Origin of the sequence: Streptomyces sp. BK022, from assembly GCF_004217355.1 — a bacterium.
Classification (GTDB): Bacteria; Actinomycetota; Actinomycetes; order Streptomycetales; family Streptomycetaceae; genus Streptomyces; species Streptomyces griseoluteus.
Genome location: NZ_SHKU01000007.1, coordinates 384,585 through 396,799, shown reverse-complemented (window position 1 = coordinate 396,799; position 12,215 = coordinate 384,585). Strand labels below are relative to the sequence as shown.

Genomic DNA, 12,215 nt, shown 5'->3' with positions numbered 1-12,215 from the left:
GGCATGTACGAGACCCTGGTGGACATCCTGACCGGCAGGTTCCAGGTGCGACCCGAGCTGGTGACCCCCGAGACCACCCCACCGGCCCTCGGGCTGGACTCCCTGTTCGTGGTGGAGCTGTCCTTCGTGCTGGAGGAGGAGGCCGGGTTGAAGATCGGCTTCGATGAACTCGCGGAAGCGGACAGCGTCGCCGGGATCGCGCGGCTGATGCAGGACGAACGGGACCGGCGGGACCGGCAGGACCGGCGGGATCAGCGGGATCGGCAGGACGAGTCGGTCTGAGATGCGTCGGCCCTACGCGCGCTGTGCCCCGGGGCGCCGGAACAGCAGGGCGTGCACGGTGAAGCGCGATCCGTCGAACTCCGCCCGGCCCTGCGCCCGCAGTTCCTTCAGGCGGAGTTGCAGGGTCTCCCGGTGCTCGGCGTACGCCAGCAGCGGGATGTCCATCTCGAAGACCTCCAGGGTCTCGGCCTCGTAGCCGCGCCCGGTGAGTTCCGCGACGGTCCGGGGGACGTCGGCGAGGGACGAGTGCGCCATGAGCAGGGAGCCGCCCGGCGCCAGGAGTTCGTCCACGCGGTCGACGACCGCGTCGTACACCGCGCGGCCACCCCTCCGGGCGACGAGGGCCGTCTCCAGTCCGTCCGTCCTGGCGTAGCTCGGATCGTAGGGGAGGTGCGGCGGGTTGGTGATCACCAGGTCGAAGCGCTCGCGCGGCCTGTACTCCTCCAGCGGTGACGTCACGCACGTGAGACGTGATGCGTCCAGCCCGTTGGCCGTCACATTGGCCGACGTCTGGGCGGCGGAGGCGGGGTTGATGTCCAGGGCGGTCACCCGGTCGGCGCCGGCCGCGAGCAGGGCGGCGCTGTAGAGGCCGGAACCGGCGCCGATGTCGAGGGCGTTGACGCCCTCGAGTACGGGAGTGCCGTCGCCATCGAGGGCGCTGAGCAGGCTCAGTCCGCAGTCGGTCGGGAAGAGGACTTCCGAGGGGTTCTCCACCATGAGCCGCAGGCGGGTGCCGCGGAACTCCACGATCCCGCACGAGGGTCGGGCCTCCCACAGCGAACCGTTCTCGCCGGCGGGCAGGACACGGCGCCGTGTCGGTGTGCGGTCGGGAAAAGTGTTCACGGGAACGGAACCTTTCATCGGGGTGGGGAGGGCTACGTCGTTCGCCGCTTCCGGCGCGTTGCCGGGTTGTCCGGTCACTCGGCGAGGGCGGACAGCACAAGGCGCACGGCGTCGTCGGCGATGCGCCGCGCGCGTGACTCCGGGACCAGGCCCTCGACGTAGCCGAAGTTCCACGCGAGCCGTCCGTGGACGGTGGTCGCCGTGGCCACGACGGCGCCCATCACCGAGACGCCCGTGAGGAACTGGGCGCCGTCGATCCGCCAGTGACCGGCCTGTTCGGGGAAGTCGTAGCGGCCGACGTTGGACAGGCACAGGTTGATCGGTCCCTCCTCGTCCATGAACCGCATGAACGAGTCCCCATCCGCCAGCGACCCCGGACCCGCCACCCGCGGCAGGCTGATCGTGGCCAGGTGGTCCTGTCTCTTCCGTCGCCGCACCAGGTCCTGGCTGACGGTCCGGGCCATGGTCCACAGCGGACCGCCCGGCTCGTACCGGACCCGGGTGGGGACGGTGGCCACGTAGGTGCCCACCTCGTCGGGGTGGACGGGAGGCTCCAGGTCGGCGCGGAAGTCGATCGGTGAACCGATCGAGAAGTACGCGGCGGCCTGGGTGCCTGCGTCCCGGGCGACCGCCGACACCATCGCGGCGGCCAGGGCCCCGTGGACCGTGGTGCCGTGCCGCCTGGCGGCCCGCACCAGGCGCGCCAACTCGTCGGCGGTGAGGGACCGGTGCGTCATCCGGGTGCGCCGCCGCCCGAAGGGGACGTGCTCGTCGGGGACGATCCGCTGGGCAGGCCGGGTCAGGGACGCTCGTTCCTCCCGGCGCATCAGGGCACGGAACCCGTCGGCGCCCGCAGCGCCCCGGTGGCGGCGTGGGAGCAGGTCGTCCGTCGCGGGAAGGAGTCGCCGTGAAGTGGTCCGCGGTGTTGTTCCGCGGTCCAGTTGTGCGGCGATCTCGATCCACTCGCGGACCAGGGACAGGCAGGTCTTGCCGTCGGCGATGACGTGCGAGACCGTCAGCAGCAGGTCGTGGAACTCCTCTTCGTCGTCGGGTCCGTTCTCCGCCGCTGCCGTGATCGCCACCGCGCGCAGCAGCGGTCCGGTGCGCCCGTCCAGGCCCTGCGCGAGTTCGTGGTCGTCGACCTCGTGCTGCCACCGGGTGTCGGCGGTGGGGTCGTCCGGTGTCACGCGGACGTGCCGGAGCGGGATTTGCCGTCCGTCCACGGGGACGAAGGCGGGGTGTGCGCCGGTGCCGTCGTCGGTGATCGCGACGCGCAGCAGGGGGTGCCGGAGCTGGAGGACGTCCAGGGCGCGGCGGTGCAGCGACGGGGACAGGCGGCCGTGGACCCGGGCGCGGGCGATGACGTTGAGTGGCGAGGTGAGGTCGGCGATCCAGTAGAGCCGTTCCAGGGGGCTCAGGTCGCGGCTGATGTCACCGGGTCCGGCGGTCTGTTCGCCCGGGTAGGTGAGGGCCTGCGCGGTCTGCCGGACGAGGACGCGGCGGGGCACCAGCCGGAAGTAGGTGTCGCGGAGCAGTCGGCGGTGCGGGCGGGCCCCCTGGGTCAGCCTGTTCATGTCGCGGGAGCCGGCGACCATAGCCCGCGCGCGGTCGCGGCGCTGTTCCTCGTACGCGCGCAGGGCCCGCACCGGGTCGTCGCCGGTCGCCGGATCGGCCAGCGCGCGGGCCAGGACGACGGCGTCCTCCATGGCCGTGCCCGCCCCCTGGGCGAGCGTGGTCAGCATGGGGTGGGCGGCGTCGCCGAGGAGGGTGAGGGGTCCGTCGCCCCACCGCTCCAGGAAGGGGCGGTCGCGCGAGGGAACGGTGAGGATGTCCGCCTCGGGGGTGGCCTCGATCACGGCCCGCACCTCGTCGGCCCATCCCGCGTATGCCTGTCGGACGGCGTTCTTGACGCCGTCGGGGGCGGGCGTCCTGGGGGTCGTGCTCATGGCGGCCCACCAGTAGCACCGGCCGTGGCCGATGTCGATCAGGCCGAAGCGCTGTCCCCGCCCCCAGTAGTGGCGTACGGCCCCCGGGGTGAGGCGCGGGTGTTGGAAAGGAACGATGCCGAGCCGGAAGAGGTGGTCGCAGTCCCGTGGCTGTTCGGGGCCGACGAGGTGGCGCCGTACGGCCGAGTGGAACCCGTCGGCGCCGATCAGGACGTCCCCGCTCGCCGAACGGCCGTCCGCGAAGCGGACGGTGACTCCAGGTCCCGTGGTGTCGAAGCCGGTGGCGGTCGCGCCCAGGTGGACCGGGCAGTCGGCGGCCTCCGTCAGCAGGGCCTCCTGGAGGTCCGCGCGGCTGAGACAGAAGCTCCGCGCGCCCGCGCGCTCGCAGGCTTCGCCGAACGGCAGGTCCCTGATGAGCCGTCCGCGCGGGTCCATGATCCTGAACGTCTCCACGGCCCGGCCGCGCTTGTCCAGGCCCAGGTCGATGCCGAGGCCCGCGAGGGCGGTGACGGCGTTGCTCATGACCGACAGGCCCGAGCCGGCTTCGCGCAGCTCGGTGGCGCGTTCGTACACCTCGACGTCGACGCCGACGCGTCGGAGCGCGACCGCGCACGTCAGACCGCCGATGCCGGCTCCTACCACGAGGGCTTTCACTGGACGTCGTGATGACATGGCGTCAACCCACCCCGTGCACTCGGTCGGAGTCGTCGGTCAGTTCGGCGAGGATGCTCGTCAGGCGGGCCACGTGCGGCTCTTCCATCATCGTCAGGTGGTCCCCGGGGGCCTGGACCGTACGGATTCGTCCCCGGGTCACGGCGCTCCAGCCGTTGCAGGGGTCCTGGTGCCGGGTGCGGGCGGCGCCGTGCATGGCGGACAGGGCTGCGGGCAGCGGTTCGACGGCCCGGATCAGCGTGAGGTCCTGGTCCTCGCGCGGGGGGCGGTAGGCCAGCGTCGCGTGCCAGTTCGCCCGGTAGACGTCGAACAGACGGCGGACGACGGTACCGGAGCTGTCGGCCGGCAGGATGCCCCGCTCGCCCGCGACGCGGGCCATGGACGCGAACCTCTCCTCCGTGGAACCCGGCCCGCCGGGGACGGCCGGAGCGGACACCGCACCCCCGTCGCGCGGCCAGAGCAGCTCGTGGAAGAACCACTCCAGCATGGCCTCGTCGTCGTGCGGGGAGCGCGGGCCCTGGTCCAGGGCGGTCGTGTCCACCACCAGCAGCTCCACCCGCTCACCCGCCGCCCGCAGGCGGCGGGCCATCTCGAAGGCGACGAACCCGCCGAAGGACCACCCGCCGACGGTGTACGGGCCGTGCGGGCGGACCTTCCGCAGTGCGGCGAGGTAGCTCTCGGCGAGGTCCTCCACCGTGCGCAGTGGGGCGGTGCCGGGGTCGGCGCCGGCCGCCTGGAACGCGTACAGCGGCCGGTCGGCCGGGAAGTGCCGGGCGAACGCCATGTAGCACAGCACGGTGCCGCCCATCGGGTGGACCATGAACAGCGGCGGGCGGGTGCCCTGCGGGCGGAGCGGCACCAAGGGGTCGAACCCGGCCTTCGCGCCGCCGTCGCGCAGCCGTGCCGCGAGCCCGGCGGGGGTGGGCGTCGCGACGAAGTCGGCCAGGGGCAGATGCACCCGGTAGAGCTGTTCGATCCGGACCACCAGTCGCATCGCGGTCAGCGAGGTGCCGCCGAGGTCGAAGAGGCTGTCGTGCGTCCCCACCGCGTCCAGGCACAGCACGTCCGCCATCAGCTCGGCGAGCGTCCGTTCGTACGCGTCACGCGGACCGGTGTCCGGAGCGCGGCCGGGGGCGGTCAGCGGGGTGCGGCGCAGCGCGGCGTCGTCGCGCTTGCCGCTGGGCGTCAGTGGCCAACGGGAGACCCACTGCAGGTGCGAGGGAACCATGTGGGCGGGCAGGACGGCGCGCAGCCCCTCGCGGACGCGGGCCAGGTCGTCGTCCGTACCCTCGCCGAGGAGGAAGGCGGCGAGGAAGGTCTCACCGCCCGCCCGCTCCCGGGCCACGACCGCGGCGTCGCGCAGGCAGGGAATTCCGGGTGCCAGGCCCGTGACGGCCAGTTCGACCTCGGCGGGTTCCACGCGGAAGCCGCGTACCTTCACCTGCGCGTCGTCGCGTCCGAGGAACACGACGTCGCCGCCCGGGAGCACCATGCCGACGTCGCCGGTGTAGTAGAGCCGGTGGTCCCCGTCGGCGAACGGGTGCGGCAGGAATCGTTCCTTGGTCAGGTCCGGCCTGCCCTCGTAGCCGTCGGCCAGGAAGTTGCCGCCGAGGTACACGTCGCCGCGTGCCCCGGTCGGTACCGGGCGCATCCGCTTGTCCAGGACGTGCACCTCTGCTCCGTCGAGGGCGCGGCCGATCGGCGGCAGCGCGGGGAAGGCCGCGGGGTCCCCGGTCATGGTGAAGGCGGTGACCACGTGCGTCTCGGTGGGGCCGTAGTGGTTCTCCAGGACGATTCCCGGGAGCCGGGCGCAGAAGGCGCGGATCTCCGGGGTGACGCGCAGTTGCTCGCCGCAGGTGATCACCGCCCGCAGGGCCGGCGGCGTGACGCCGAGCGCCCCCGCCGACTCCGCGAGCTGCTGGAGGGCCACCGGGGGGAGGAAGACCTGCTCGACGCGCTCCCGGTCGAGCAGGCGCAGCAGCGCGGGCATGTCGCGGCGGCGCCCGTCGTCGGCCAGGCACAGCGTGCCGCCGGAACACAGAGTGGAGAAGATCTCCTGGAAGGAGATGTCGAAGCTCAGGGGCGCGAACTGGAGCGTGACGCCGCCGGGGACCGCGCTGGGCGCCCGCGTCTGCCAGGCCACCAGGGCGGCCAGGGTGCGGTGTGGCATGACGACGCCCTTGGGGGTTCCGGTGGAGCCCGAGGTGAAGAGGACGTACGCGGTTCCTCCGGCGCCCGGCCCGCCCCCTGACAGTGCGTCCGGCAGGCCCGGTGACGGCGCGTCCGGCATCGGCGCGGCCACCGACTCGGCGGGCAGCAGCAGCGCCGGGTCGCCGGCGAGGTGGGCGTGGGCGGCCTCGGCCACGACGCGGAAGGGCCGGGCCTGTTCCACCATGGTGGCCAGCCGGGCGGGCGGATAGCCGACGTCCATGGGGACGACCGCGCACCTGGCGCGCATGACGCCCAGGAGCACCGCCATGGTGAGCGGGGACCGGTGCATGGCGATCCCGATCCGGGCGTCGGCGGGCGCGCCGAGGGCGCGCAGCCGCCGGGCCACGTTCTCCGCGGCCTCGGCCAGTCGGGCATAGCTCCACCGCTCCCCGCCCGCCACCACGGCGGTCGCGTCCGGGGTGCGGGCCGCCTGCTCCGCGAACCGGGTGACCACCGTGGGGTGCTCCGCCGATGGGGCGAGGACAGGGCGGGGCGCGAGGAAGGCGAAGTCCGGGGCTTCGTGCGGGTGCTCCACCAGACGGCGCAGGACGTCCAGGTAGCAGTCCGCGTAGAGGTCGCCCTGCTCGGCCGGGAAGGTCTCGCCGTCGCAGTCGATCCGCAGCCAGGTGCCGGTGCCGTCGGGTTCGGTGATCGAGTTCACCAGGAGGCGGAGGTCGTTCTCCTCCCAGGTGCGGAACTCGGTGAGTCGCATACCGGGCAGGTCGAGCACGCGGGAGAGCTGGCGGAAGTGTACGTAGTTGAAGGCGGTGTCCAGCACGGGGCCGCCGTGGTCCTCCTGGACGGCGCTCAGCGGGTAGTGGCGGTGGGGGTGGTCCTCCTGCTCCTGGCGGAAGCTCGCGCGAGCGACCTCCAGCCAGTTGTCCCGCGCGGTGTCCAGGCGTACGGGCACGGTGTTCAGGAACAGTCCGGCGGTGCGCTCCGCACCGGCCGTCTCCGGCCGGCCGTGGGTGATGAGGCCCGTGACGACATCACGGCTGCCGGCGAGCGCGGACAGTGTCAGCGCGTGCGCCGTGAAGAGCAGGGTCTTGACGGGCAGGGCCTGTTCGGCCGCGAGAGCCCGCGTCCGCTCTACGAGGGCGGTGGGCAGGTCAACGCGCCGGGAGGCGGCACGGTGTCCGGTGCCGGGCAGGTGGGGCGCGAACGATTCGACCGGCAGGGGCTCGCAGCCGGCCAGCTTCTCGCGCCAGTAGCTCCGGGACTCCGCCGAGCGCAGGGCGGTCCGCTCCAGCCGCACGTGGGCCGCCGGTGAGGGAGGTGCGGCTTCTTCCACGGGGCCGGTGTCCAGGCCGAGGCCGTGCGCGTAGTCCTGGAGCAGCTCCTGGAGCAGGGTGGCGACGCTGCCGCCGTCGAGGAGCGCGTGGTGGAAGCTGAGGACCAGGTCGATCGCGGCGGGCCGTACGTGGACGCGGAACAGGTACAGCGGCGGCTGGTCGAAGACGTAGGGATGACGGCGGCGTGCCTCGACGTGCGCGTCCACCTCGGCCTCGGCCGCCGCGTCGTGAAGCGGACGCAGGTCGGCGATCTCCAGGCCGCCGCGCACCCGGGGGTGGACGACCTGCAGCGGTTCGGCGCCGTTCAGGTCGAAGGCCGACCGCAGCGCCGCGTGCCGGGCCGTCAGCCGGTCGAAGGCCAGGCGGAACTCCTCCTCGTCCCACGGCATCCGCAGGGTGTAGCGGAAGACGTCGCGGTACTTCACCGAGGACTCGTGCCTGCGGCTGTGGTAGAGCAGGCCGAGCTGGAGCCGGGTCAGCGGGTGGGCGTCCTCGGCGTCCCGGAGCCGGGCCCGGTCCACGTCGGCCACGAGGGCGAACGGGGCCAGGCCGGTCACGGGGCGGGACGCGTCGCACTCCTCGGCGTAAGGGGCGAGGCCCGCCACCGTCGGGTTGCGCAGGATGTCGGTGAGCGAGACGCGCAGGCCATGGGCCTCCGTCTCGGCGCGCAGCCTGAGCATGGTGATCGAGTCGCCGCCGAGGGCGAAGTAGTCGTCGTGCACGCCCACCGTGTCTTGTCCCAGGACGCGGGCCCATACCTCGGCGAGCATGGCCTCGGTCCTGTTGCGTGGACGGCCGCCCGCGCCGGTCCGGGCGTCGTCCGGCGCCGGCAGGGCTCGGCGGTCGGTTTTGCCGTTGGGGGACAGCGGGATCGCGTCGATCCGGGTGAAGGACGCCGGGACCATGAACGCCGGCAGTGTCCGTCCGAGCCGCTCGCGCAGCAGCGTCGCGTCGACGCCGGTCGCGGTCCCGGTGACGTAGTAGGCGGCCAGGGCGGTTCCCCCGTCGGCGGTGGCGCGGCCCACCACGACGGCGTCGCGTACTCCGGGGACCGCGCGCAGGGCGGCCGTCACCTCGCCGGGCTCGACGCGCTGTCCCCGGATCTTGACCTGGTCGTCGATCCGTCCGAGGTACTCCAGGGTGCCGTCCGCTAGCCACCGGGCCAGGTCTCCGCTGCGGTAGAGGCGGCCACCGGGTACGAACGGGTCGTCGCCGAACTTCTCGGCGGTCAGCTCCGGCCGGTCGAGGTAGCCCCGTGCGACGCCGGCTCCGCCGATGCACAGCTCGCCGGGGACGCCGACGGGTTGCGGCAGGTCGTCGGCGCCCAGCACGTAGAGCCTGGTGTTGTCGATCGGTCGGCCGATGGGGACCCGGGCGACGGCGCTGGCGGGATCGGTCGGGCAGTCGTAGGAAGAGACGTCGACCGTCGCCTCGGTCGGGCCGTACAGGTTCACGAGCCGCGCCGACTTCGCGGCGCCGCTCTCGCGGCGGCACCGGTCGGCGAGGCGGTTGAACCGTTCGACCTGCGCCGGGGGCAGGGCCTCGCCGCTGCAGTGGACGTACCGCAGTGACGCGATGTCCTGGCGGGCCGCCGCCGATGCTTCCAGCAGGTCGAGGAACGGGCCGAGCATCGAGGGGACGAAGTGCACGACGGTGACCCGGTGTTCGCGGACCGCCCGGAGCACCTCGCGCGGGTCGCGCTGGCCGCCGGGTGGCAGCAGTGCCGCGGTCGCTCCTTCGACGGCCCACCAGAACAGCTCCCACACGGATACGTCGAAGGAGGCCGGCGTCTTCTGCAGGAGCACGTCCCCCTCTCCGAGCGGGTAGCGGCGCTGCATCCACGCGAGGCGGTTGACCACGCTGTGGTGCTCGACCATGACGCCCTTGGGCCGTCCGGTGGAGCCGGATGTGTAGATGACGTAGGCGAGGTCGCGGGAGGTGGCGACCGGCTCGACCGGGGCCCCGCTGCCGGTCAGCAGCTCGTCGATCCGCCGGGCCGGCACGTGCGGGGGAAGGTCGGCGGCCCCGCCGTCGACGATCACCAGCTTGGCGCGGCTGTCGCGCAGCAGGAAGTCCACCCGCTCGGCCGGGTGGTCGGGGTCCACGGGCACGTAGGCACCGCCGGCCTTCAGGATGCCGAGCAGCGCGACCAGCAGCCGCGGTCCCCGCTCCGTCATCACCGCGACGCGGTCGTCCGGGCCGACGCCCTCCGCCCGCAGGGCGCGCGCGACGCGGTTGGCCCGCTCGTCGAGCTCGGCGTAGGTCAGCGTCTCGCCGGACGCCGTGACCAGGGCGGTCCGTTCCGGCTGTGCGGCGGCCCGGGTCTCGAACAGGCCGTGCAGGGTGGCCCGGTCCGCGTAGGGCACCCGGGGGCCGTGCGCGCGTCCGGTGGTGAGGTCCCGGTGCTCCGCCGGCGTCAGCATGGGGAGGTCGCGCAGCGGCCGGTCCAGCAGGTCCACCCCGCGCTCCAGGAGCGTGCCGAGGTGGCCGGCGACGGCGGTGACGGAGAGGTCCTGATCGAAGACGTCGCGGGCGCAGTCCAGGTCGACGCGGATGTCGGACGTGCCGTCGGCGGAGGAGATCAGGACGCCCAGTGCCGCCTGGTCGTGCGAGGGGGCCATCAGGGTGCTGTGCCGCTCGACTCCCGGGGTGTCCGGCCGGGACCAGTTCACCGAGGAGAGCGTCACGTCGAAGAGCTGCCGCGGGCTCCCGGCCGCGGCAGAGACCTCGCGTACGACCTCGCCGAGCGGGAGCCGCTCGTGGCGTCGGAGCCGGCGGGTCGTGTCCCGGACCTCGGCGAGGAGTTCCCGGACGGTCGTCCCGCCGGGTGCAGCGATCCGCAGCGGAAGGATGTTGGCGAACTGGCCGAGGACTTCCCTGTGCCGCGCCGTCGGGCGGTTGAGGAAGGGGACGCCGAGCACCGCTTCCCCGCTGCGGTGCAGGCGCGTCAGCCAGACGCCGAGCATGGCGGCGACGTAGGTGGAGGGCCAGTGGCCCGCGGCGCGGACGCGTTCGACGACCGCCCCGTCGACCACGAACGAGTGGCGTTCCCGCTCAGGCGGGCCGTCGCCCGTCGTACGCGGGAACAGCGCAGGTGTCAGGCCCGCGAGGTACTCCCGGTGGAAGGCGCGGTCGCGCTCGCTGTCGGGCCCGTCGAGGTAGGCGGCGTCCTCCTCGAGGAACGTCAGGTACGAGGGGGTCTCCTGCCGGGAGACCCCCGCAGCGGAGGCGTACTCCCGCAGGATCTCCTGGCCGAGCCGGTCGAGGGTCCAGCCGTCGGCGACGATGTGATGCGCCTTGACGTGCAGGTGCGTGACGCCCGAGCCCTCCCGGAGGACCGTGACTTCGACCAGGGGGCCGCCGTCCAGCGGCAGGGCGCGGCTCATGGACGCGCGCATCCACTCGGTGCGGGCGGTGTCCTGTCCTGCCGCGTCCACGAGGTCGACCACGGCGACCCGGACCGGCTCCGGTGCCACCCACTGGAAGGGGACGCCTGCCCTGTCCGCGAACCGCAGCCGGAACGTCTCGTGCCGGTGCAGCACGCGTTCCGCGCAGGCGACGAGCCTGCGGTGGTCGACGACGCCGTGCAGCCGATCGTGGAGCACACAGTTGAACTGCGGTGATTCCGGCGTTCGGGATCCGACGGACCAGATGTCTCGCTGGTACGACATCAACGGGCGCGGTGATCCGTGGTGGGTGCTCAACTGTGAGGGTTTCCTTCGAGCCGCACCGGAATCTCCCGGTGGCCGTTGAAGATGAGGGAGGGCAAAGCGGTCAGGTGGTCGGGATCGACGGCGAGGCCGAGGCGGGGGAACCGGGAGAACAGCGCGGACAGCGCGATGCGACCCTCCATCCGGGCGAGTTCGGCTCCCAGGCAGTAGGTGGGGCCGTGGCTGAAGGCCAGGTGCTCGCGGACGGTGGGACGGGAGATGTCGAAGAGTTCGGCTCCCGCGCCGTGCACTGCCGGATCGCGGCCGACCGCGGCGTAGTTGATGACGAGGGCTTCGCCCCGCTCGAACGTCAGCCCCGTCGGTTCGTCGTGGAGGTCTTCCGTGGGGAAGCGCATCATGAAGCTGGCCACCGGGGCCTGGTGGCGCAGAGTCTCCTCCACGACCCGGTTCCAGCCGACCCGGCCCGACACGGCCAGGTCGAGTTGTTCGGGGTGGGTGAGGAGGTTGACCACGGCGTGGTCGAGCAGGTTCGCCGTGGTTCCGTAGCCGGCGCCGAGCACCATCCAGATGTTGTCGCCCACCTCCCGCTCGCCGAGCCGGCCCGCGCGGTGCGCGTCGACCAGTGCGGTGGCGATGTCGTCGGCGGGCCACTCGGACTTGAGCGCGATCAGGTCTGCGAGGAGGCGCGCGGCCTCCGCCTCGGTGGCGCTCGCCTGCTCCGCGCTCAGGTCGGTGGTGAAGACCATGTCGTTGACGGCCTGGAAAGCGTCGTGCATGGATTCGGGCAGCCCGACCAGCGTGGTGACCGTCCGCCACGGCAGCCGCGTGGCGAACAGCCTTCGCAGATCCACGACCCCGTCGGGAGCGCGGGCCGCCTCCTGGGCGAGGTCGTCCAGGAGCGCGGCGGTGGTCTTCTCGATCCACGGGGCGAGCGCCCGTACACGGCGGGCGGCGAAGGCGGGCACCAGGGGGTGGCGCAGCCGGGTGTGGTCGGGCCCGTACGCGGTCTGGACGGTGCGGATGTCGACCCAGATCCGCAGGGGCCAGTCGGCGGGGAGGTCGCCGTCGACGAAGGCGGGCCAGTGCTGGTGGGCGTCCTTGGAGACGCGGGGGTGGACCAGGAGTCGCCGGACGAGTCCGGGGTCGGTCACCGACCACGCCGGTACGCCGCCGGGTAGTTCGACCCTGGCGGCCGGCCCCAGCGCGCGCAGCGCCCCGGCTTCGCCGTGGATGTCCGCGGCGCTGCCGTCCAGGCGGTAGGGGCAGCGGTCGTGGGAGGGCGGGGAGGGCATGGCTGA

At 73.2% G+C, this 12,215-nt stretch carries 5 protein-coding genes; 1 reads left to right on the top strand and 4 read right to left on the bottom strand.

Translation table 11 applies throughout. The annotated features are described in order from the left end of the window. Window positions 1-3 precede the first annotated feature (3 nt). The gene (locus tag EV284_RS28360) at window positions 4-282 is read left to right on the top strand and encodes an acyl carrier protein (protein WP_130339090.1); all 279 of its coding nucleotides are present in this window, start codon (window positions 4-6) and stop codon (window positions 280-282) included. Between the two features lie 12 nt (window positions 283-294). Here the strand turns inward: EV284_RS28360 and EV284_RS28355 are convergent, their stop codons facing one another. From EV284_RS28355 to EV284_RS28340, 4 genes are all read right to left on the bottom strand, one after another. Continuing rightward, window positions 295-1,125, bottom strand: coding sequence for a methyltransferase (locus tag EV284_RS28355; RefSeq protein WP_165425665.1), 831 nt, complete (start codon window positions 1,123-1,125; stop codon window positions 295-297). 74 nt (window positions 1,126-1,199) lie between these two features. After that, window positions 1,200-3,725 carry an FAD-dependent monooxygenase gene (locus EV284_RS28350; RefSeq protein WP_242625849.1) on the bottom strand — a complete coding sequence of 842 codons (2,526 nt, stop codon included), beginning with the start codon at window positions 3,723-3,725 and terminating at the stop codon, window positions 1,200-1,202. 22 nt (window positions 3,726-3,747) lie between these two features. Next, complete coding sequence (locus tag EV284_RS28345) at window positions 3,748-10,917, bottom strand: non-ribosomal peptide synthetase (RefSeq protein WP_130339084.1); 7,170 nt, start codon at window positions 10,915-10,917, stop codon at window positions 3,748-3,750. Window positions 10,918-10,946: 29 nt separating this feature from the next. After that, the gene (locus tag EV284_RS28340) at window positions 10,947-12,209 is read right to left on the bottom strand and encodes a cytochrome P450 (protein WP_130339082.1); all 1,263 of its coding nucleotides are present in this window, start codon (window positions 12,207-12,209) and stop codon (window positions 10,947-10,949) included. Between the last annotated feature and the right edge of the window lie 6 nt (window positions 12,210-12,215).